Genomic DNA, 21,689 nt, shown 5'->3' with positions numbered 1-21,689 from the left:
CCGAAGCGTGCTGCCGCGTGCGGCGCCATGCGCATTCCCCGTTTCCGCGGGGGTCCGCGGGGGTCCGCGGCGGCCTGTGGGCGGCTGTGCGGAACGCCGGACCCGGAGGCTCCTGCCGCCCCCGGCGATCGGGAGGGTCGCGGCAGACGGCAGGTCAGGGCACGGGGTCAGGGCGCCGGGTCAGTGCACCGGGGCGGGACTCCCGCCCGCGGCGGCGCCCCCGGCGCCGTCCCGGGCCGTGGCGGCGGGGGACGGCGCCGGAGCGGCCGTCGGCGCCGCGGCGCGTCGGGCCAGGTCCTTCTCGAGCCGCGCGAGCATGGCCTCGGCGTCGGCGACCACGGAGTCGAGCCCGCGGTCGAGGCCGCGCATGAGCCACTGGGCCAGCGCGAACTCGGCGTCCAGCCGCGCCCGCTCCAGCAGGTGGGCGTCCGGCTCCCGGTCCGGCGCCCGGAACGAGGCCGTGCGGCAGGCCTCGGCGTAGGCCTCGATCACGGTGTCCGCGAGGTACGTGTCCCGGGCGCCGATCAGCCACGCGAAGTCCTCAGCGGGGTCGCCCACGTGCAGGTCCGTCCACCCGGTCACGCCCCGGACGCGACCGCGGGCGATCACCAGGTTGTCCTCCTGCAGGTCCCCGTGCACCACGCGGGTCGGGAAGCGCCATGCCTGCCGGTCCTCGAGGATGGCCGCCCAGCGGCGCAGCAGCGCCTCCGGCACCCGGCCGGTGGCCTCGGCCCGCCGCAGCTCGGAGAGCCGGCGCTCCCGGCACTGCTCCGCGGTGTAGCCGGGCAGGTCGGCGTCCTCCACGAGCGAGCACGGCAGCGCGTGGATCGCGGCGAGGATCCGCCCCAGCTGGACGGCCAGGGTGGGCGGGGGATCGGCGCTGGGGACGTGCCGGAGGTCGTCCGGGTCGGGGTCCGCGGCCATCCTGGCGAGCGCGTCGATGCTCAGCGGCACGCCGTCGATGTGGGAGTGCACGAACGCGTGCAGGTGCCCGTGCTCGACGGAGCCCACGGCGGTGGGCACGAGGAACGGCAGCCGCGAGCGGATGGCGGGGGTGAAGGCGCGCAGGACGAGGTGCTCGGTCTCCAGCCGCACGCTCGCCTCGGGGCTCAGCGGGGAGCGCACGCGCCAGTGCCGGCCCTCGGCGTCGAGGATCACGGCGGAGCGGAAGTCGGCGTCGTCGTCGGGCGAGGGCCCGACGGCCACGGGTGCGATTCCGGGCACGCCTGCGGCGGCGACGGCGGCCAGGTGCTCCAGGGACGTGCTCACGTCGTCCACCCTACAAGAGCCCCGGCGGGAGGCGGCCGCGCCCGTCCACGGCGCCCGCGTGACGGGTCCACGGGTCCGCCCGGGTCGCTACAGTGGACTCGTGCCCGCCTCCACCGATCCCCTCCCCGAGCCCTCCACCGGCCTCCGCTCCGAGCGGCTCCCGCTGTCCCGGCTGCCGTTCGCGGCGACCGCCTTCGACCGGGACGCGGTCGAGCGGGAGCTGCGGGACGTGCGCGCGGCCGCGGCCCAGGACCCCGCCACGCTCGTGCTCGTCCTGTCCGGCGGGCTCGCCCCCGTGGTCGGGGACGCCCTCGTGCTGGTGCCCGCCGCCGGCCTGCCGGCCCTGCCCGAGGACCCGCGCCGGCCCGAGGTCTACCTCGGCCGGCTCCCCGGCGCCGGCGGCGCCCCCGGGCCCCGGGTGCTGCTGCGCCCCGTGCCGGCGGCCGCCGAGCACGCCGCCGAGCATACGGACCCGGGCACGGCCGAGAACGCGGCCGGACCGGATCCCGTGCGCCCCGGGGACTCCCCGGACACGCTGCTGGAGGCCCTGCTGGACACCGTGGCCCGGCACGCCGCCGAGCGGTCCGATCCGGGCGCGGGGGACGGCCTGCGCTGGGCCGGCCTGCGGGACCTGGGCCCCGTGCTGCCTCCCACGGACACCGCCCTGCTGGTCACGGCCCAGTCCGTGGGGCTCTGGCACCGCGACCACCCCCGCTGCCCGCGCTGCGGGGAGCCGACCGAGGTGATCCGCTCCGGCTGGGCCCGGCAGTGCCCGCGTGACGAGTCCCTGCACTTCCCGCGCACCGACCCCGCCATCATCGTGGCCGTCACCGACGGCGACCCCGACCCCGCCCGGGAGCGGCTGCTGCTGGGCCGCTCGGCCCTGTGGCGGGGCAACCGGTTCTCCACGCTCGCGGGCTTCGTCGAGCCCGGGGAGTCCCTCGAGCAGGCCGTGGTCCGGGAGGTCGCCGAGGAGGCGGGCCTCGTGGTCGGGGACGTGCACTACCTCGGCTCGCAGCCCTGGCCGTTCCCGCGCTCCCTCATGCTCGGGTGCCGCGCCGTGGTGCGCTCCGGCGCGGCCGTCCCGGACGGCCAGGAGATCCTCGAGCTGCGCTGGTTCACCCGCGCGGAGCTGCGCACCGCCGCCCGCACCGGGTCCGTGACCCTCCCCGGACGGGTCTCGATCGCCCACGCCCTCATCGAGCACTGGCTCGGCGAGGACCTGCCGGAGACCACCTGGTGAGCGCTGCCGAGCCGGCGCTCTCCGCGGACGCGACCCTCGACGTGGACGCGCCCCTCGACGTGGACGCGCCCCTCGACGTGGACGCGCCCCTCGACGAGCGCATCCTCGCCGGCCTGGACCCCGAGCAGCGCGAGGTCGCCACGACCCTGCGGGGACCCGTGTGCGTGCTCGCCGGCGCCGGGACCGGCAAGACCCGGGCCATCACCCACCGCATCGCCTACGGCATCGCCACGGGCGTCTACGTCCCCCAGAAGGTGCTGGCGCTGACCTTCACCGCGCGCGCCGCCAACGAGATGCGCAACCGGCTGCGCGCGCTCGGGGCGGGCGGGGTGCAGACCCGCACCTTCCACGCCGCCGCCCTGCGGCAGCTGCAGTACTTCTGGCCGCAGGCCGTCGGCGGCCCGCTGCCCGGGCTCGTGGAGCACAAGGCGCGGCTGATCACCGAGGCGGCGCAGAACATGCGCCTGTCCACCGACCGCGCGGCCGTGCGGGACCTCGCCTCCGAGATCGAGTGGGCGAAGGTCTCGATGCTGACCCCGGACACGTACCCCACCAGGGCGGCCCACCGGGACATGCCGATGGGCTACGACGTGCGCACCCTGCAGCGGCTCTACCAGTCCTACGAGGAGCTCAAGACGGACCGGCACCTCATCGACTTCGAGGACGTCCTGCTGCTGACCGTGGCCGTGCTCGAGGAGGACGAGCGGGTCGCCGCGACGGTCCGCGAGCAGTACCGGCACTTCGTGGTCGACGAGTACCAGGACGTGTCCCCGCTCCAGCAGCGCCTGCTCGACCAGTGGCTCGGGGGCCGCGACGACGTGTGCGTGGTGGGCGACGCCTCCCAGACGATCTACTCCTTCACCGGGGCCACGTCCCGGCACCTGCTGGAGTTCCCGCGACGCCACCCCGGCGGCCGGGTGATCGAGCTGGTGCGGGACTACCGCTCGACCCCCCAGGTCGTGGAGACCGCCAACCGGCTGCTGGCCGCGCGCCGGCCCGGCCGGGACTCGACGCCCGGCGCGTGGGCGCCGCCGCTGCGCCTGGTGGCGCAGCGCCCGGACGGCCCCCCGCCGTCGTGGAACGAGTACGCGGACGACGAGGCCGAGGCCGCCGGCACGGCCGCCCGGATCAAGGACCTGCTCGACGAGGGCGTCCCCGCCGCCGAGATCGCCGTCCTGTTCCGCACCAACGGGCAGTCGCAGGCGTTCGAGACGGCGCTCGCGGAGGCCGGGATCGGCTACCAGCTGCGCGGCACCGAGCGGTTCTTCAACCGGCCCGAGGTCAAGCAGGGGGTCGTCCAGCTGCGCACCGCGGCCCGGGCCGCCGACGCCTCGGACGACCCCACCCGCCTGGTGCGGGACATCCTCTCCTCCCTCGGCTACTCCGACCGCGCGCCGCGCTCCACCGGCGCCGTCCGCGAGCGCTGGGAGTCCCTGGCGTCCCTGGTGTCCCTGGCCGACCGGATGGCCGCGGACTTCGCCGCCCGCGGGGAGGACTTCGGCCTGCCCGCCTTCGTGGCGGAGCTCGAGCGGCGGGTCGCCCAGCAGGACGCGCCGGTGATGAACGGTGTGACGCTCGCCTCGCTGCACTCCGCCAAGGGCCTGGAGTGGGACGCCGTGTTCCTGGCGGGCCTCAGCGAGGGGCTCATGCCGATCAGCTTCGCCGAGACCTCCGACGAGGTCGACGAGGAGCGCCGGCTGCTCTACGTGGGCATCACCCGTGCCCGCGAGCACCTCGTGCTGTCCTGGACGCTGTCGCGCACCCCGGGCGGGCGGCCCACGCGCAAGCCCTCCCGGTTCCTCGACGCGCTGCGCGACGCCGAGCCGGCGCGGCCGCCCGCGAGCAGGGGCCGTTCCCGGAGGTCCCGGGCTCACTCCTGAGCGAGACCGCACAGGCACTGGCCGCGGTCGACCTCCAGCCACTCGGTGCACCCCGGGAACGGGGGGTGCAGGACGGCGGCCCACCCGGGCCCCGTGTCCTCCTCGCCGGCGACCTCCGCGTCCGCCGGGCCGGTGGTCTCCACCCACAGCGCGTCGAGGCCCAGCGCCAGGACGTCCACGGCCAGCCGGGCCGCCACCGCGGCCTCGTACGCCGGGCGCGCCCAGTCATCCAGGACCCTGGCGCGCCCCGTGCCGCGCGCGGGGGGCCGCCGGCGCCCGAGAGTGGCGCGCAGGCAGCCGGGACACGGCCGGTGGGCCCAGGGGACGACGGGCCAGCGGACGACCACGCCGTCGAGCCGGTGGACGGACACGAGCGGGTGCCGGGGGTCGATGCCGCACGCGCCCCACGGATCGTCCGGCAGCGGCACCGCGCCCCCACGGGGCCCCGGCCGGGAGAGGGCGCCGTGCCGGACGCTGCGCACCACGACGGTCGCCGGCAGCAGCGTCCCCGGGAACAGCCCGGGCCCGCTCACCGGGGCGCAGCGGGGGTCGAGCTCGCGCAGCCGCCGGCGCAGCACGGTCTCCCGCGGGCGCCCGACGTCGGTGCGGCGGTAGACGCCCGGGACGACGTCGGCCTCGGCCACGGGGTCCGGGTCGTTGACGTTGAGCGAGAGCACGCCGCAGCGCAGCAGGTGCACGGCCAGCGACGCCGCGATGCCGTCGAGGCCCAGGAGCAGGACGTGCACCTCCTCGGCGTGCGGGCGGTCCACGCAGTGCAGCGAGGGGTGGTCGAAGCCGTGGTGGGGCGGGGGAGGAGAGGAGGAGTCGGACGGCACGGCGCACCTCGCGGGACTGGGGGACCTGGCCCTGCCAGTGTGCCGCCGGGCACCGGCCGGCTGCGGCGCCGGCGGTGCTGTGCACTGTCCGGACGGGACGGTGTCCACATCGCCGGCCGTGCGGAGGCCCGGCCCGGATTCGCCGGTCCGGCCGGGGCCGTGTTCAATGACCCCATGCCCGTACCGTCGCAGCCCGAGGTCGTCGTGCGCCGATCCGCACGCCGCCGCAAGACCGTCTCCGCCCACTGGAGCGAGGACACCGTCGTGCTCTCCGTCCCCCAGTCGGCCACCCGCCGGGAGATCGACCACTGGACCCGGGAGCTCGTGCCGCGGGTCGTGGAGCGCCGCCGCCGCGAGGCTGCCCGGGGGGCGGCCCGCCGCTCGGACGACCGCCTCCTCGAGCGTGCCCGGGAGCTGTCCCGCCGCCACCTGGAGGGCCGCGCGGAACCGTCCGACGTCAGGTGGTCGGCGCGGCAGAACTCCCGCTGGGGGTCCGCGACCCCGGCCACGGGCGTCATCCGGGTCTCGGCCCACCTCCAGGACGCCCCGGACTGGGTGCTCGACTTCGTGCTCGTGCACGAGCTGGCGCACCTGCTCGAGGCGGACCACAGCCCCCGGTTCCGGGAGCTCGAGGGACGCTGCCCGCACGCGGAGCGCGCACGGGCGTTCCTCGACGGCGCGGCCTGGGCCCACCGGCACCCCGCCGCGCCGTCGGCCGGCATCGACGAGGGCGCCGGGGAGGAAACCAGCGCGGGCGCCGGGGAGGAAGCCGGCGCGGGAACCGGCCGGGGCGCCGGAGTCCCGGGCCCCGACGCCGGTGATCAGCGGGGGCCGTCGCCCTCCTGAGGGCCGTCGTCGCGGGGCCGGTCGGGACCGGAGCCGTCGGTGCCCTCGGCGCCGGGCTCCTCGTAGCCGCCGGCGAGCAGCTTCTGGAGCGCGGCGTCGACCTCGTCCGCGGACGCGGTCAGCAGGCCGCGGCGCTCGGAGAACCCGGCAGGGTCGTCGAGGTCCTGGTCCGTGGGCAGCAGCTCGGGGGAGTCCCACATCGCGTCCCGGTCCTGCAGGCCGCGGCGCTCGCCGACGACCTGCCAGAACTGCGCGGCCTCGCGGAGCCGGCGCGGGCGCAGCTCGAGACCGACGAGGGAGCCGAACGCGTGCTCGGCCGGACCCCCGGAGGCGCGGCGGCGGCGCACCGTCTCGGCGAGCGCCCCGGCGGAGGGCAGGTTGGCCGTGGAGTCGGCCGTGACCACGTGCACCCAGCCCTCCACGAGCGCGAGCACCGTCTCGAGCCGCTTGAGGGTGGCCTGCTGGTCCGGGGTCTGCTGGGGCGCGAAGATCCCGGAGGACAGGGCCTCCTGCATGCTCGCCGGGTCCATGGGGTCGAGGTCGCGGGCGGCCTCCTCGATGCGGGCCATGTCGATGTGGATGCCCGCGGAGAAGCGCTTGACGAGGTCGAGGATGTGCCCCCGGAGCCACGGGTTCGCCGCGAAGAGGCGGACGTGGGCGGCCTCGCGCACGGCCAGGTAGAGCATCATCTCCTGGACGGGGATGTCCAGGCCCTCGGCGAAGGACCTGATGCCGGCGGGCAGCAGCGCGGAGCGGCCCTCCGCGAGGGGGAGGCCGATGTCGGTCGAGCACAGCACCTCGCGGGAGAGCCCGCCGACCGCCTGCCCCAGCTGCATCCCGAACAGCATGCCGCCGGCGCCGGCGAGCATGCCGGAGGCCCCGCCCATCATGGCGGACAGCTCGGCGGGCAGCTGCTGGGTGAGGGCGTCGGTGAGGGCCGCGGTGACCGACTCCGCGACCGGGCCCGTCATCTCCTTCCACGTCCCCAGCGTGGCCTCGATCCACTCGGCGCGGGACCAGGCCTCGGGACGGACCGCGGTCTGGTCGAACTCGGTGTGGCCGGTGAGCCACAGCTCCGCGAGCTTCATGGCGTCCTCCACGGCCCCGCGCTCGGCGGGCGTGACGGAGGGGTCGCCGTCCGCGGCCGCGATGCGGCGGGCGTGGTCGTGGGCGAGGGTCCAGTTGACCGGGCCCTCGGAGGCGCCGGCGCCGCTCATCATGGACTGGATCTGCTGGAACATCATCTGCATGGCCTGCGGGTCCGCGGGCATGCCCGCGCGCTGGAGGTCCTCGGGGCTCATCCCGCTCTGGCCCAGGAGGCGCTCGAGCATCTCCTGGAACGGGTCCTTGCCGTCGTCGGGCTCGTCCCCGGGGCGGTCGTTGGGGGGCTGGGAGGTCATGGGTCCACCGTTCGTCTGATCGGGAGCTGGGGACCGGCGGCACGGGCGCGCCGGACGTCTCTGGTCCCAGCGTAGCGAGCCCTGCGCGGGGCGGACCACGGGGCAACTCCCAGTTCGCTGGGAGCTCAGGCCCCCGGCCCGCGGGATAGACTGGGGCGCCCGGACCGGGCGCCCCAGGGGGAGCGCGGTCCACCCGCCACCGACCGTCGAGGACCGCCCGTGACCGTTTCCCCCCGCCCGCGCCCCACCGGCCGCCGACGGAGCCTGGAGTCGTGGTCGCTGCTGGGCTCGGCGGGCCTGCTGCTGGCGGGCGCGCTGCTGCCCGCGCCGTTCGTCATCGAGGCGCCGGGCCCCACGTTCAACACGGTGGGGGAGCACGACGGGCAGGAGCTGCTGGGCGTCTCGGGGGCGCAGACCTACCCGAGCGACTCCGTCCTGGACCTGACCACCGTCTACGTCTCGGGCGGGCCGAACAGCGACGTCAACGCCCTGAGCGTCCTCGGCGCCTGGCTGGACCCGTCGGACACCGTCCTCCCGGCGGACGCCCTGTACCCGCGCGACGTCTCGGCCGAGGACGTGGACCAGTCCAACACGGTGGCCATGGACTCCTCGCAGGAGAACTCCATCGCCGCGGCCCTGTCCCACCTGGACATTGACTACGGCATGCGCCTCGTGGTGCACGGCACGGTCCCGGACGGTCCCTCCCACGGGGTGCTCGAGGACGAGGACGTCCTGCTCACCGTGGACGGGGCGCAGATCGCCTCGCTGGCGGGGCTGAAGTCGGGCCTGGACGAGGCCGGCGACGCGGGCGTCGTCCTCGAGGTCGAGCGCGACGGAGCGGTGCGGGAGGTGCCCGTGGACACCGTCCTGGACGAGGCGTCGGGGCACCGCCAGCTCGGCGTCTTCCTCCTGCCCACCTACGACTTCCCGGTCGACGTGGACTTCGAGCTCGACCAGGTCGGCGGCCCGAGCGCGGGCATGATGTTCGCCCTCGGGATCATCGACGAGCTCACCCCCGGCTCGCTCGCCGGCGACCGGCACGTGGCCGGCACGGGCACCATCACCCCCGAGGGGGAGGTGGGGCCCATCGGCGGGATCCGGCAGAAGCTCCAGGGCGCGGCCGCCGCCGGCGCGGAGGTCTTCCTCGTGCCGCAGGGCAACTGCGCGGAGGCGCAGGGCCACGTCCCCGAGGGGCTCACGGTCGTGTCCGTGTCGACCCTCGACGACGCCGTGGCCGCCGCCGAGGCCGTGGGCCGCGGCGGCGACCTGTCCGCGCTGCCCGGCTGCGAGCCGCGGTGAGCCGCGCCGCCGCGTCGATTGCACCCCCGTGAACGCCACGGGCAGAATGGTCGGGGCGCCCCTGACCGTGCCCGCCCCACGCGCCCGACGACCCCGACTCCACACAGCACGCCTGACTTTCGACGCGGAATGCAGAGGTAACCAGTGACCGCCGGACCAACAGCCCCCCGACCACCGAGGCAACCAGCCGGACAGCGGAAGAAGCGGGGTGCGCTGGGGCCGACCGTCGTCATCGTGCTGGCCCTCGTGGCCGCCTTCGTGGGTCTCACGCAGCTGTACACGGACGTCCTGTGGTACGACCAGCTGGGCTACCTCAGCGTGTTCGTCACCGAGAACGTCGCCAAGATCTCGATCTTCGCCGTCTCCGCCGTGCTCGTGGCCGCGCTGATGTTCGCCAGCCTCTACCTCGCCTACCGGAGCCGGCCGATCACGGCCGAGTCCATCGTGGACGACAACCTGCGCCGCTACCAGGAGGCCCTGGAGCCGGTGCGCAAGATCGTCCTGGTCGTGGTGCCCGTGCTGTTCGGCCTGTTCGCGGCGTCCACGGCGATGACGCAGTGGGACACGGTCCTGCTGTTCTTCAACCAGGAGCCGTTCGGCCAGGAGGACCCGCAGTTCGGCCTGGACATCGGCTTCTACGTCTTCACCCTGCCCTTCCTGCGCTTCCTCATCGGCTTCCTCGTCTCCGCGATCCTGCTCGCGGGCGTGGCGGGGATCCTGATGCACTACGTCTACGGCGGGATCCGGATCAACGAGCGCGGGCTGAGCACCACGCGCGCCTCCCGCGTGCACCTGGGGGTGCTCGCGGCGCTGTTCCTGCTGCTGCAGGCCGCGAACTTCTGGCTGGACCGGTACTCGACGCTGCAGTCCTCGTCCGGCAAGTGGACCGGTGCGCTGTACACGGACGTCAACGCCGTGATCCCCACGAAGGCGATCCTCGCCGCCGCGGCCCTGATCGTCGCGGTGCTGTTCCTCGTGGCGTCCTTCATCGGGCGCTGGCGCCTGCCGCTGATCGGCACCGCGATGCTCGTCGTCGTGGCGGTCGTGGCCGGCGGGATCTACCCGTGGGTGGTCCAGCGCTTCCAGGTCACCCCGACGGAGCAGGCCCTGGAGAACGAGTACATCCAGCGGAACATCCAGCAGACCCGGGAGGCCTACGGGCTCGAGGCGACCGAGGTCATGGCCTACGACGCGACGACCGAGACCGCGCAGGGCGCCCTGCGCCAGGACACCGAGACGACGTCGAACATCCGCCTGCTGGACCCGAACGTGGTCTCCGCCGCGTTCTCCCAGCTGCAGCAGTTCCGCCCGTACTACCAGTTCCCGGACACCCTCAACGTGGACCGCTACGAGATCGACGGCGAGGTCCAGGACACCGTGATCGCGACCCGTGAGCTCAACCCCGACCAGAACCAGGGCTGGTACAACCAGCACGTGGTCTACACCCACGGCTACGGCGTGGTCGCGGCCTACGGCAACCGGGTGGAGGCGGACGGCAAGCCCCAGTTCATGCAGGCCGGGATCCCCTCCCGGGGCGTGATCTCCGACGACTACGAGCCGCGGATCTACTTCGGCGAGAACTCACCGGAGTACTCCATCGTGGGCGGCGGGGAGGGCGACGTCCCGCTCGAGCTGGACCGCCCGCAGACGGCGGGCGACGAGGAGGGCGACGCCAAGACGACGTTCAACGGCGACGGCGGGCCCAGCGTCGGCAACTTCTTCAACCGGCTGTCCTACGGGATCAAGTTCCAGTCCTCGGACCTGCTGCTCTCGGACGCGGTCCGCCCGGAGTCCCAGGTCCTCTACGACCGGGACCCGCGCGAGCGCGTGGAGAAGGTCGCCCCCTACCTGACGGTCGACGGCGCGCCCTACCCGGCGATCATCGACGGCCAGGTGCAGTGGATCGTGGACGCCTACACCACCTCGGACGCCTTCCCGTACTCGACGCCCTCGGTGCTGCAGGAGGCCACCCAGGACACGCAGACCGCCCAGGGCGCGGCGGCCGCGCTGCCGGCGGAGCGCGTCAACTACATCCGCAACTCGGTCAAGGCCACGGTCAACGCCTACGACGGCTCCGTGACCCTGTACGCGTGGGACGACCAGGACCCGCTCCTGAAGGCCTGGCAGAACGTCTTCCCGAACACGCTCAAGCCCTACTCCGAGATGTCGGCGGACCTCATGGCGCACGTGCGCTACCCGCAGGACATGTTCAAGGTCCAGCGCGAGCTGCTCAACGAGTACCACGTCACGAACGCGAACGACTTCTACAACGCGAACGACGTGTGGTCCGTGCCCAACGACCCGACGCAGGAGAGCAACGTGCCGCTGCCGCCGTACTACCTGTCGATGCGGATGCCGGGCGAGGAGGAGGCCAACTTCTCCCTCACCACGTCCTTCATCCCCCAGCAGTCGCAGACGGGCAACACCCGCAACGTGATGTACGGCTACCTCTCCGCGAACGCCGACGCCGGCACGGGGGAGGACGGGGTCAAGAGCGACGAGTACGGCAAGCTGCGGCTGCTCGAGCTGCCCCGCTCGTCCGTGGTGCCGGGGCCCGGCCAGGCGCAGAACCTGTTCAACTCGGACACCGACGTCTCGACCGAGCTGAACCTCCTGCGCCAGGGCGCCTCCGAGGTGATCAACGGCAACCTGCTGACGCTGCCCGCCGGCGGCGGCATGCTCTACGTCCAGCCGGTCTACGTCCAGTCCTCGGGCGACGCCGCGTACCCGACGCTGCGCCGCGTGCTCGTGGGCTTCGGCGAGGAGGTCGGCTTCGCGCCCACCCTCGACGAGGCGCTGGACGAGGTGTTCGGCGGCGACTCCGGCGCCCAGACCTCCGCCGGCGCCGGCGTCGACGACGCCGAGGCCGCTCCCGACGGCGAGCAGCCCGCCGAGGGCGGCGCGCGGCCGCCGGCCGGCACGGGCGACACCCTGCAGGACGCCCTCAACGAGGCCAACCAGGCGGTCCGGGACTCCGACCAGGCGCTGCAGGACGGCGACTGGGCCCGCTACGGGGAGGCCCAGGACCGGCTGCAGGACGCCATCGAGCGGGCCCTCGAGGCGGAGGGCGTCGTCGAGCCCCAGGCGGACGGCGCCCTGGCGCCGGAGGAGGGGGGCGAGTAGCCGATTTGCCAGCCCACCCCGCGGTCCGTATAGTCATACGTGTCGCCGCGGGGTGGAGCAGTTCGGTAGCTCGCTGGGCTCATAACCCAGAGGTCGCAAGTTCAAATCTTGCCCCCGCAACCACGGAAGGCCCCCGGACCGTCACGGTCCGGGGGCCTTCGTCATGCCCGGGCGCAGGACCGGCCGGTCAAGGACCGGCCGGCGCAGGCGCCGCGGCGCGGAGCCCCTCCGGCCGGCACGACGAACGCCCCACGGCGTCCACCGCGGGGCGTTCTGCGTGCGAGGGCTCCGGAGGAGCCGGGGGTCAGACCTCCTCGGCGGAGACGATCTTCTCGGCGCTGCGGGACTTGAGGGCCGCGAGCCGGGCCTCGACCTCCGACTGCTGGCCCAGGGCCTCCAGCGACTCGAACTGGGCGTCGAGCGAGGACGCGGCCAGCTCCTGCTGCCCGAGGATCCGCGCCTCCTCGCGGCGGATCTTGTCCTCGAAGCGGGAGACCTCGCTCGTCGGGTCGAGGACGTCGAAGGACCTGAGGGCGTCCTGCACCTGGGACTGCGCCTGCACGGTCTTCTGCCGGGCGTTGAGCTCGTCGCGCTTGGCCGAGAGCTCCTGGAGCTTGCCGCGCATCTTGTTCAGGCCGTCCTTGAGCTTCTCCACGACCTCGGTCTGCGACTGGATCTGCGGCTCGGCGCCCCGGGCCTCCGTCTCGTACTGGATCTGGCGCTGCAGGGCGACCTTCGCGAGGTTGTCGAACTTCTCCGCGTCGGAGGACCTGCCGGTGGCGCGGAACTCCTCCGCCCTGTTGGAGGCGGCCAGCGCCTTGTTGCCCCACTCCTGGGCCTCGCGGACGTCTTCGGCGTGGTCCTGCTCGAGCAGGCGCAGGCTGCCGATGGTCTGGGCGACGGCGGCCTCGGCCTCGCGGATGTTCTCGGTGTAGTCGCGCACCATCTGGTCCAGCATGAGCTGCGGGTCCTCGGCGGCGTCGATGAGGGCGTTGATGTTGGCCTTCGCCAGCTGGGCGATGCGACCGAAGATCGACTGCTTGATCATGGTGTCCTTCTCTCTCCTGGTGCTGCGCCCGGGCGGTCCCCGGGCGGTCGGTGCGGATGGGTGTGGTGGGTGGACAGGAACAGGGGCGGCGCGGGTGGCGGCCCCGGGGGCGGGGCGTCAGAAGCTGCCGCCGACGCCTCCGTCGAAGCCGCCGAAGCCGCCCCCGCCCCCGCCTCCGCCGAATCCTCCGCCGAAGCTGCCGCCGAAGCCGCCCCCGCCGTTGAGGATCGACCCGAGCAGGATGCCGCCGAGCATGGCACCGCCCACGCCGCTGTTGGACCGGCCGCGGTAGCCGTGGCCGCCGGCGGGCGCGCCGAAGCCGCCGTAGCCGAAGCTGTCGACGTCCGACTGGGCGATGTACTGGGCCTCGCCGGCCAGGCGCATGGCCTCGTTGGCGTGGGTGACGGCCTCGGAGGGGTTGGACTGGCGCATCTGCTGGGCGGCCTCGAGGTAGCGCTCCGCCTCGGCGAGACGGGTGCGGGCCTCCGGGCCGACACCGCCCCGGCGGGCCCAGATGTACTCGCTCGCGGAGCTCACCTGGGCCTGCGCGGCCACGAGGGTGTGCGACAGGGTCTCCCGGGCCGAGCGGTCCCGGTCGTTCTGGGAGCGCACGGAGGCGAGGCCCTTGTCGAGCTCGTCCTTGGCCACCGCGAGGCGGCGGCCGAGGCCGAGGGGGTCCATCCGCCCGCCGGTCATCTGCTCCTCGACGAGGCGCAGGACGGCGTTGACGCCGGCGGCCGCGCCCGCGAGCTCGGGGTTGGAGCCCCGCTGCACGAGGGCGTCCGCCTCCGCGACGTCGCGGCGGGCGATCGCCACGGCGTCCTTGAGGGACTCCTCCGCCTGGGCGAGCTCCGTCGCGGCGTGCTCCACCGCGTCCAGGAGGCCGCGGGCCTGGCCCACGCCCTCCTCGGCCGCACGGATGTCGAGGACGGCCTCGCTCGTCCGGCCCCGGTCCAGCTCGACGCGCGCCTCGGCCACGGCGGACTCCACGAACGCCAGGCGCTCCCCGGCCTGCTCGACGTTGTCGCGCACCGGGGCGAGGGCGGTGTCGTTGTAGCGGGCGGCGAGCGCGCCCAGCTGGGCCTCGGCCGTGGCCACGCGCGGCTCGACGGACCGGGCCGCCCGCTCGACGTCCTCGACGGCCTGGGGCGCGCGGGTCTCCAGGCGGCGCAGGGCGCTGAACGCCTGCTCCTGCTCCTTCAGCGGGCGCTGGGCCTCCTGGGAGCGCCCGATGATCTCGGCGAGCCAGGCCCGCTGCTGCTCCTCGGTGTCGGGGATGTGGTCCTCGAGCTGCTGCTGGAGGGCGAAGGAGGCCTGCATGTGCTGCTTGGCGTCGGCGATGGCCCGGCGGAACCGCTCGACCTCGTCCGGGCCGTACTGCAGCTCGGCGAACGCGAGCTCCTGCTCCGAGTGCTGGATGGCGTTGTCGGTGGACACGAGCAGCTCCCCGGCGCGCTTGCGCAGCTCGGGGACGGGCACGTCCTGGTACGGGACCGCGGGGCCCTGGGGGCCGCCGGCCGGGCCCTGCGGGGCACCGGCCTGGCCCTGCCGGCGCTTCTTGTTCCGGCTGGCGATCCCGTACACCGCAAGACCGCCCACGCCCAGGGCCCCGAGGCCGAGGAGGCCGAGGCCGGCGCCCCCGCCCCCGCCGGAGTCGGCGGCCGCTCCGCCCGTGCCCGCGAGCTCGGCCTCGATGCTCCCGACGGCCCCCCGCACCGCGCCGTCCCAGTCGCCGCTCGAGAGCGCGGGCCGGATGTCCTGGAGCACGTCCTGCAGCTGGGCGTCGCTCAGCGGCCCGCTGTCGTGGGCGTCGAGGCGGACCTGCCGGGCGTCGGTCGCGATGACGAGGACGGCGTCGTTGGTGCCGAAGCCGTTGAGCTCGGCGAACTCCTGGACCCACTGGTCGGGGTCGGCGGGGCCGGTGAACTCGTCGACGGTCACCGCGTAGAGGACGAGGTTCTCCTCCGCGGCCAGGGTCTCGATCTCGGCCTCGAGCGCGGCGGGGTCGTCCAGGACGCCGCTGCCGTCCACCACCCGCTCGCCCGGCGGGACGTCCACGGGCGGCTGCGCGACGGCGGCTCCCACGGGCACGAACAGGGCGAGCGTCAGCCCGCAGGCGGCAGCGGTCCGGCGGGAAATGGGGCGCCAGTGCATGATCTCCCTCACGTGGTCGGTGGTCCCGATTGTAGGGCCGGGCCCGCCGGCCGGGGCAGGACGCCGCGCGGCCCTACGCGGAGGGCGAAAGCGGACGGCTGCTGGTGAACTTCCGGGGCAACAATCGGTCCGGAGTGCGGAGCCACCACGCCCAGCCGGCGCCCTGCGGGCGTCCAGGGAGCACACCCCGCACGGTCAGGGCTTTCAGCCTCGTCTCAGTGCCGGGGGAGATACTGGGACCCAGATCCGGCGCCCCGGACGGCCGCCCCCGGGGCGGGCCGGCCCGGGCCCGCCCCGCACCAGCAGGAGGAGACGTCCATGTCCGACCACCGCGACCCCCGGTCCGGCACCGACCCGCAGCCGACCCAGCCGATCCCCCCGGTCTCCGCACGGCCGGACGGCGGGCCCTGGGCCCCGGGCGGCGAGCGCGGGCACTGGTCCGGGAACGGCGACCGGTACGGCGCCGACGCCGAGGACGGCACCGGGTGGACCCGGCCGGTCTACGGGGCCGGCCACGAGGGCGGGCCCGGGGCCGGCGCTCCGCAGCAGGGATGGGACGGCGCTCCCGCGGACCCGTTCGGGGCCCGGCCGGCGGAGCGCCGGAGGTTCTCGGGCGCGTCGCTGGTGACGGGCATGGCGCTGGCGGCCCTGATCGGGGCGGGCGCCGCCGTGGGGACGGACGCCCTGCTGGAGGACGGGCAGATCGGCTCGGCCGGCGGGTCGACCTCGACCTCGAGCTCGATCATCGTCAACGACCAGGACGACGTGAACGCGGTCACCGCCGCCGCCCAGAAGGCGTCCCCGTCGACGGTGACGATCTCCTCCTCGAGCGGCAGCGAGGCCGGCTCGGGCTCCGGGGTGATCATCGACGACCAGGGCCACATCCTGACCAACACGCACGTGGTGACCCTCGACGGCACGGCGAGCGACCCGGAGCTGGAGGTCCGGCTGGACGACGGCTCGGTGCACACCGCGACGGTGGTCGGCACCGACCCGCTGTCGGACCTCGCCGTGATCAAGATCGAGGTCCAGGGCCTGACGCCGGCGACCCTGGGCTCCCTCGACGACGTCAACGTCGGCGACACCGCGATCGCCATCGGCGCCCCGCTGGGCCTGTCCGGCACGGTCACGGACGGGATCGTCTCGACCCTGGACCGCACCATCGAGGTCGCCTCCTCGGCCGCCCCGTCCACCCCCTCGGAGGGGGACGGGCAGGACGGGAACGGCGGCAACGACTTCTTCTTCAACTTCCCCGACGACGGCGGGCAGGGCGGCGGCTCCCGCGACGCCCAGTCGATCGTGTACCTCAACGTCATCCAGACCGACGCGGCCATCAACCCCGGCAACTCCGGCGGACCGCTGATCGACACCGACGGCGAGGTCATCGGGATCAACGTGGCCATCGCCTCGGCCGGGTCCTCCGCCGAGGCCGGGAACATCGGCGTGGGCTTCTCCATCCCGATCGACAACGCGAAGCGGGTGGCGCAGGAGATCATCGACAACGGGCGCGCGACGCACGGCTACCTCGGCACGAGCGTGACGGCGGCGCCGGCCGCGGAGGGGCGCAGCCAGGCGTTCTCCGACGGCGCCGTGATCCGCGAGGTCGTCGCCGGCTCCCCGGCCGACGAGGCCGGCCTGGAGGTGGACGACGTCATCACGGAGTTCAACGGCCACCGCATCCAGGACGCGAACTCCCTCACGGCCGCCGTCCGGGAGCTGCCCGCCGGCGGCACCGGGACCGTCCGGTACGTGCGGGACGGCGAGGAGCGCACCGCCGAGGTGATGGTCGGTGACGCCGCGGACCAGGAGTAGCCGCCCACCAGGAGCCGCCGCGGGCCAGGAGCAGGAGCGGAACAGGGGCCGGGGCCCCTAGCGCTGCGCCCCCGGGAAGCCGAGCTGGCGCCAGGCCTCGTAGACGGCGACGGACGCGGCGTTCGCCAGGTTCAGCGAGCGGCGGGCCGGGAGCATCGGGATGCGGACCCGCGCGGTGACGTGCGGGTCCGCGAGCACCGGCGCGGGCAGGCCCGTGGACTCGCGGCCGAACATGAGGACGTCGTCGGGCCGGTAGGCCACGTCCGTGTGGGAGGTCTCCCCGTGGGAGGTGAAGGCGAGCACGCGCGCCGGGGCCAGCGCGGCCCACGCGGCCTCCAGGTCGGGGTGGACCGTGAGCACGGCGAGGTCGTGGTAGTCGAGGCCCGCCCGGCGCAGGTGCGCGTCGCCGAAGCCGAAGCCCAGCGGCTCCACGAGGTGCAGCTCGGCCCCGGTGACGGCCGCGAGGCGGATGGCGTTGCCGGTGTTCCCGGGGATCTCGGGGGTGTGGAAGAGGATGCGGAGCATCCCGACAGTCTACGGAGCGCCCCGTCCCCTCCGGGCGCGCGCCCAGCCCGGGGCCCTACACTGGCGCCGTGCCGCGCAACACCGTCTACCTCGACCACGCCGCCACCGCCCCCCTCCGCCCGTCCGCGCTCGCCGCGGTCACGGAGCAGCTGGCGCGCGGCGGCAACCCGTCGTCCCTGCACCGCCCGGGCCGGGCGGCCCGCGCGGTCGTCGAGCAGGCCCGCGAGGAGATCGCGGCCGCGCTCGGCGCCGACCCCGTCGAGGTGGTCCTCACCTCCGGGGGCACCGAGGCGGACAACCTGGCCGTCCAGGGCCTGTACCGGCACCGGCGCGCCGCCGACCCGCGCCGCCGGCGCGTCCTCGTCTCGTCGGTGGAGCACGCCGCGGTGGCGGAGACGGCCGAGTGGCTGGCCGCGCACGAGGGCGCCGAGGCCGTGTGGCTGCCCGTCGACGCGCACGGGCGGGTGGAGCCGGAGGCCGTGCGGGAGGAGCTGGCCCGGGACCCGGGCTCCGTCGCGCTGCTGAGCGTGATGTGGGCCAACAACGAGGTGGGCACCGTCCAGCCCGTGGCCGAGCTCGCGGCGCTCGCCGAGGAGTTCGGCGTCCCCTTCCACTGCGACGCCGTCCAGGCGTTCGGCTCCCTGCCCGTCGACGCGCACCTGCCCGGGCTCACCACCCTCGCGGTCTCGGCGCACAAGCTCGGCGGCCCCGTGGGCGCCGGCGCCCTCGTCGTCGGCCGCACGGTCGGGCTCGAGCCGGTCCAGCACGGCGGGGGCCAGGAGCGGAAGGTGCGCTCGGGCACCCTCGACGCCGCCGCGATCGCCGGCTTCGGGGTCGCGGCGCGCGAGGCCGCGGCCGAGCGCCAGGACGAGAGCGCGCGCCTGGCCGCGCTGCGGGACCGGCTGGTCGACGGCGTCCGGCGCGCCGTGCCGGGCGCCGTCCTGCGCGGGCCGGAGGACCGGGAGCACGCGGGGACGCGGCTGCCCGGCAACGCCCACTTCACCTTCCCCGGCTGCGAGGGGGACTCCCTGCTGTTCCTGCTGGACGGCGCCGGGATCGCGTCCTCGACCGGCTCGGCGTGCCACGCCGGGGTGCCGCGGCCCTCCTCCGTGCTCCTGGCCATGGGCCTGGACGAGACCACCGCCCGCGGCGCGCAGCGCTTCAGCCTGGGCCGCACCAGCACCGCGGAGGACGTCGACGCGCTGCTGGCCGCGCTGCCCGAGGTGCACGAGCGCGCGCTGCGGGCCGGGCTCTCCGGCGCGGCCCTGCGCTGACCGGCGGCCCCGCGGGGCGGGGCCGGGCCGGGAATAGGCCCCGGCGGCGCTCCGTTGAGGACACGGGCCCCCGGCCCGCCCGCCCACGACCGGTGGCGGCCCCGGCGGCGCCCCACCGACCACCCACGACCCCTGGAGACGATCACACCGTGCGAGTACTGGCAGCCATGAGCGGCGGCGTCGACTCGGCCGTGGCCGCGGCCCGCGCCGTCGACGCCGGCCACGAGGTGACGGGCGTGCACCTGGCCCTCTCCCGCACGCCCGGGACCCTGCGCACCGGCTCCCGGGGCTGCTGCACCATCGAGGACTCCCGCGACGCGTGGCGGGCCGCGGACCTGCTCGGCATCCCGTACTACGTGTGGGACTTCTCGGAGCGCTTCCAGGCCGACGTCGTCGACGACTTCGTGGCCGAGTACGCCGCCGGGCGCACGCCCAACCCGTGCCTGCGCTGCAACGAGAAGATCAAGTTCGCCGCGCTCCTGGAGAAGGCCCTGGCCCTCGGCTTCGATGCCGTGTGCACCGGCCACTACGCCAAGGTCGTCGACGGCGCCGGGGGCGGGCGCGAGCTGCACCGCGCCGCGGACTGGGCCAAGGACCAGTCCTACGTCCTGGGCGTGCTCACCGCCGAGCAGCTCGAGCACGTGCTCCTCCCGCTGGCGGAGACCCCCTCCAAGGCCGAGGTCCGCGCCGAGGCCGCCCGCCGCGGCCTGTCCGTGGCGCAGAAGCCGGACTCCCACGACATCTGCTTCATCCCGGACGGCGACACCCGCGGCTGGCTCGCGGAGCGGATCGAGCTGGCCGAGGGCGAGATCAAGGACGTCGAGGGCAACGTGCTCGGCACCCACCCCGGCGCCAACGCGTTCACGGTGGGCCAGCGCAAGGGCCTGCGGATCGGCACCCCGGCCCCCGACGGCAAGCCCCGCTTCGTCCTGGAGATCCGGCCGAAGACCAACGAGGTCGTGGTGGGCCCCGAGGCGATGCTCGCGGTGGACGAGCTGCGCGGCATCCGCCCCACCTGGGCCGGGCGCCCCGTCCCCGAGGCGGCCGAGCTGCTGCGGGACGGGCGCGCCGCGGGGGAGGCGTCGTTGTCGTTCCCCGTCCTCGCCCAGGTGCGCGCCCACGGGGACCCCGTCCCCGCGCGCGCCCTGCTGGAGCTCGTCGAGGGCCCCGACGGGCCCGACGGCGCCCCGGCGCCCGAGCTCGTGGTCCGCCTGGACGAGCCGATGCGCGGGGTGGCCCCCGGCCAGTCGCTGGTGCTCTACCAGGGCACCCGCGTCCTCGGGCAGGCCACGATCGACCGGGCGCACTCGCTCGCGCGCCCGGACGTCGCCGCCTCCCGCTGAGCCGGCCGGGCCCGCCCGGTCGGTAGACTGGCCCGCATGAACGCACTGCACGAGAACGCCCCCGCCGACGTCAGAGCCCACCACGACTTCGACGCCGACGCGTCCTCGCTGGAGGGGACGGCCGACGCCGAGGTGCTCGCGGAGCTCCGGTCCATCCGCGGCACCATCGACAACATCGACGCCGCCCTCGTGCACCTGCTCGCCGAGCGGTTCAAGGCCACGCAGCGCGTGGGCGTGCTCAAGGCCGCCCACGGCCTGCCCGCCGGCGACCCCGACCGGGAGACCGCCCAGATCACCCGGCTCCGGGCGCTCGCGGCCTCGGCCCAGCTCGACCCCGAGTTCGCGGAGAAGTTCCTGAACTTCATCATCAGCGAGGTCATCCGCCACCACGTGGCCATCTCCGAGGACCACCGGCGGCAGGACGACGACGCCTCGTGAGCCCCGCTCTCCCTCCCGGCACCCGGCGCGCCGACCCCGACGTCCCGCACGTCACCGCCACGGCGCTCGGGTCGATGCCCGGCACGGACGTCGTGGAGGCCGTCACCGTCCTCCGCGGCGAGCTCGGCGCCCCGCACCTGTCCTTCCTCCCCGTGCTGCCCGCCCGCGGTCCCGCCGCCGACCCGGTGGCCCGCACGGCCGCCGTGCTGGACGGGCTCTACGCCGACCACCAGCCCCACGGCCTGCGGGTCTCGGGGACCCCCGGCAAGGAGTCCCGGGCCGCCCGCGCGCTGTTGGCGAGCGACGTCAACGTCCTCGCCGACGTGCTCGGCGCCGAGTCCGGCACGGACGACGCCCCGGTCAAGACGCAGCTGCTCGGCCCGCTGAGCCTCGCCGCCGAGCTGCACCTGCACGCGGGGGAGCGGGCCCTGCGGGACCACGGGGCGCGCCGCGACATCGCGGCGTCGCTGGCCTCCGGGATCGGCGAGCACGTGCGGGCCGTGCGCGCCGCGGCCGCCGGGCGCGACGTCGTCGTCCAGCTCGACGAGCCCCTCCTCGACCGCGTGCTCGCGGGGAGCCTGCCCACCATGAGCGGCTACCGGACCCTCCGGGCCGTCCCCGCGGCCGAGGCCCGGTCCGCGCTGGCGGCGGTGGCCGACGCCTGCCGGGAGGCCGGCGCCGCCGAGGTGGCCCTGCGGCTGCCGGACGGGCTCGACCCGCGGCTCGCCGCCGACGCCGGGGCGGACGCGGTCCAGGTGGCGTCCCCCGGCGCCTCCGCCCGCGACTGGGAGCCCCTGGCCGCGCTCGTGGAGGAGGGGCTGGGCCTGTGGCTCGGCGTCGTCCCCCTGTCCCCGGGGGCCGTGCGGGCCCGCACGCTGGCGGAGGGGGTCTGGGGCGTCTGGCGGGACCTCGGCCTGCCGGCCGCGGTGCTGGACCGGGTCCGGATCACCCCGCTCGGCGAGCTCGACGAGCTCGACCCGGACCGGCTGCGCGCCGTCCTCGGACTGCTCACGGAGACCGCCGAGGCGCTCGCACGGACGGCCGCCGAGGCCTGAGCCCGGGCAGCCCGCCCCGACACACTGCGTGCCGAGGTGCGCGGCCCGGCCGGAATCGGCGACAATGCATCAGGGACCTCGGTCCACCACGGCGCCCCGGACCTCCCGGGGCCACGGCGAGCGCCCGCTGGGCGGGCCCGCCCC

16 protein-coding genes and 1 tRNA gene are annotated in these 21,689 nt (G+C 75.3%); 11 read left to right on the top strand and 6 right to left on the bottom strand.

The genetic code is table 11. The features are described from left to right. Window positions 1-180: 180 nt before the first annotated feature. Entirely contained in the window at window positions 181-1,269 is a 1,089-nt protein-coding gene (locus IEW07_RS05305; RefSeq protein ID WP_229741589.1) for a phosphotransferase, read from the bottom strand. A 100-nt stretch (window positions 1,270-1,369) separates the two neighbouring features. Between IEW07_RS05305 and nudC the strand changes: the two genes are divergently transcribed. Then, complete coding sequence (nudC, locus tag IEW07_RS05300; protein ID WP_188535021.1) at window positions 1,370-2,512, top strand: NAD(+) diphosphatase; 1,143 nt, start codon at window positions 1,370-1,372, stop codon at window positions 2,510-2,512. 41 nt (window positions 2,513-2,553) lie between these two features. Beyond that, the gene (locus tag IEW07_RS05295) at window positions 2,554-4,392 is read left to right on the top strand and encodes an ATP-dependent helicase (RefSeq protein ID WP_371870213.1); all 1,839 of its coding nucleotides are present in this window, start codon (window positions 2,554-2,556) and stop codon (window positions 4,390-4,392) included. Here IEW07_RS05295 and IEW07_RS21410 read toward each other — a convergent pair. After that, on the bottom strand, window positions 4,383-5,228 hold the full coding sequence (locus tag IEW07_RS21410; protein ID WP_188535018.1) for a ThiF family adenylyltransferase: 846 nt from the start codon (window positions 5,226-5,228) through the stop codon (window positions 4,383-4,385). The genes IEW07_RS05295 and IEW07_RS21410 overlap by 10 nt on opposite strands. Before the next feature lie 174 nt (window positions 5,229-5,402). Between IEW07_RS21410 and IEW07_RS05285 the strand changes: the two genes are divergently transcribed. After that, window positions 5,403-6,074, top strand: coding sequence for a M48 metallopeptidase family protein (locus tag IEW07_RS05285; protein ID WP_188535016.1), 672 nt, complete (start codon window positions 5,403-5,405; stop codon window positions 6,072-6,074). Here the strand turns inward: IEW07_RS05285 and IEW07_RS05280 are convergent. Continuing rightward, complete coding sequence (locus tag IEW07_RS05280; protein WP_188535015.1) at window positions 6,050-7,474, bottom strand: zinc-dependent metalloprotease; 1,425 nt, start codon at window positions 7,472-7,474, stop codon at window positions 6,050-6,052. The two genes, IEW07_RS05285 and IEW07_RS05280, sit on opposite strands and share 25 nt — an antisense overlap. A gap of 219 nt (window positions 7,475-7,693) precedes the next feature. Here IEW07_RS05280 and IEW07_RS05275 point away from each other — a divergent pair, with 219 nt between their 5' ends. The 3 genes from IEW07_RS05275 (at window position 7,694) to IEW07_RS05265 (ending at window position 12,019) form a co-directional block, all read left to right on the top strand. Then, window positions 7,694-8,773, top strand: coding sequence for a YlbL family protein (locus IEW07_RS05275; protein ID WP_188535013.1), 1,080 nt, complete (start codon window positions 7,694-7,696; stop codon window positions 8,771-8,773). Between the two features lie 144 nt (window positions 8,774-8,917). Then, the gene (locus IEW07_RS05270; RefSeq protein ID WP_188535011.1) at window positions 8,918-11,896 is read left to right on the top strand and encodes a UPF0182 family membrane protein; all 2,979 of its coding nucleotides are present in this window, start codon (window positions 8,918-8,920) and stop codon (window positions 11,894-11,896) included. 46 nt (window positions 11,897-11,942) lie between these two features. After that, window positions 11,943-12,019 (top strand) — tRNA-Met (locus tag IEW07_RS05265). A gap of 181 nt (window positions 12,020-12,200) precedes the next feature. On the opposite strand, the gene IEW07_RS05260 is transcribed toward IEW07_RS05265, so the two are convergent. Together IEW07_RS05260 and IEW07_RS05255 are read right to left on the bottom strand one after the other, a co-directional pair. Continuing rightward, the gene (locus tag IEW07_RS05260) at window positions 12,201-12,944 is read right to left on the bottom strand and encodes a PspA/IM30 family protein (protein ID WP_188535009.1); all 744 of its coding nucleotides are present in this window, start codon (window positions 12,942-12,944) and stop codon (window positions 12,201-12,203) included. A gap of 117 nt (window positions 12,945-13,061) precedes the next feature. Next, the gene (locus tag IEW07_RS05255; RefSeq protein WP_188534998.1) at window positions 13,062-15,098 is read right to left on the bottom strand and encodes a TPM domain-containing protein; all 2,037 of its coding nucleotides are present in this window, start codon (window positions 15,096-15,098) and stop codon (window positions 13,062-13,064) included. Between the two features lie 318 nt (window positions 15,099-15,416). On the opposite strand from IEW07_RS05255, the gene IEW07_RS05250 reads away from it, so the two are divergent. Beyond that, complete coding sequence (locus IEW07_RS05250; RefSeq protein WP_188534996.1) at window positions 15,417-16,910, top strand: S1C family serine protease; 1,494 nt, start codon at window positions 15,417-15,419, stop codon at window positions 16,908-16,910. 57 nt (window positions 16,911-16,967) lie between these two features. Here IEW07_RS05250 and IEW07_RS05245 read toward each other — a convergent pair whose 3' ends face one another. Further along, window positions 16,968-17,435, bottom strand: a complete 468-nt coding sequence (locus tag IEW07_RS05245) for a tRNA (cytidine(34)-2'-O)-methyltransferase (protein ID WP_188534994.1) — start codon at window positions 17,433-17,435, stop codon at window positions 16,968-16,970. Window positions 17,436-17,503: 68 nt separating this feature from the next. On the opposite strand from IEW07_RS05245, the gene IEW07_RS05240 reads away from it, so the two are divergent. The 4 genes from IEW07_RS05240 to IEW07_RS05225 all read left to right on the top strand — a co-directional run bounded on the left by IEW07_RS05240 (window position 17,504) and on the right by IEW07_RS05225 (window position 21,545). Further along, entirely contained in the window at window positions 17,504-18,709 is a 1,206-nt protein-coding gene (locus IEW07_RS05240) for a cysteine desulfurase family protein (RefSeq protein WP_188534992.1), read from the top strand. Window positions 18,710-18,858: 149 nt separating this feature from the next. Then, a complete protein-coding gene (gene mnmA / locus IEW07_RS05235) occupies window positions 18,859-20,052 on the top strand; it encodes a tRNA 2-thiouridine(34) synthase MnmA (RefSeq protein WP_188534990.1) in 1,194 nt (397 codons plus the stop codon). Between the two features lie 36 nt (window positions 20,053-20,088). Next, window positions 20,089-20,490: a chorismate mutase gene (locus IEW07_RS05230; protein WP_188534988.1), complete on the top strand. Its 402-nt coding sequence runs from the start codon at window positions 20,089-20,091 to the stop codon at window positions 20,488-20,490. Further along, a complete protein-coding gene (locus IEW07_RS05225; RefSeq protein WP_229741588.1) occupies window positions 20,487-21,545 on the top strand; it encodes a uroporphyrinogen decarboxylase/cobalamine-independent methonine synthase family protein in 1,059 nt (352 codons plus the stop codon). The genes IEW07_RS05230 and IEW07_RS05225 overlap by 4 nt, the downstream gene beginning before the upstream one ends. The last annotated feature ends 144 nt before the right edge of the window (window positions 21,546-21,689 follow it).

The organism is Kocuria dechangensis (genome assembly GCF_014636775.1).
GTDB classification, from domain to species: domain Bacteria; phylum Actinomycetota; class Actinomycetes; order Actinomycetales; family Micrococcaceae; genus Kocuria; species Kocuria dechangensis.
This window is presented reverse-complemented; position numbering and strand designations above follow the sequence as displayed.

Excerpts from the sequence above, each read along its gene's own strand:
- IEW07_RS05230 (WP_188534988.1), top strand. The coding sequence starts at position 20,089 with ATGAACGCACTGCACGAGAACGCCCCCGCCGACGTCAGAGCCCACCAC.
- IEW07_RS05250 (WP_188534996.1), top strand. The coding sequence starts at position 15,417 with ATGTCCGACCACCGCGACCCCCGGTCCGGCACCGACCCGCAGCCGACC.
- IEW07_RS05285 (WP_188535016.1), top strand. The coding sequence starts at position 5,403 with ATGCCCGTACCGTCGCAGCCCGAGGTCGTCGTGCGCCGATCCGCACGC.
- IEW07_RS05280 (WP_188535015.1), bottom strand. The coding sequence starts at position 7,474 with ATGACCTCCCAGCCCCCCAACGACCGCCCCGGGGACGAGCCCGACGAC.
- IEW07_RS05255 (WP_188534998.1), bottom strand. The coding sequence starts at position 15,098 with ATGCACTGGCGCCCCATTTCCCGCCGGACCGCTGCCGCCTGCGGGCTG.
- IEW07_RS05245 (WP_188534994.1), bottom strand. The coding sequence starts at position 17,435 with ATGCTCCGCATCCTCTTCCACACCCCCGAGATCCCCGGGAACACCGGC.
- IEW07_RS05260 (WP_188535009.1), bottom strand. The coding sequence starts at position 12,944 with ATGATCAAGCAGTCGATCTTCGGTCGCATCGCCCAGCTGGCGAAGGCC.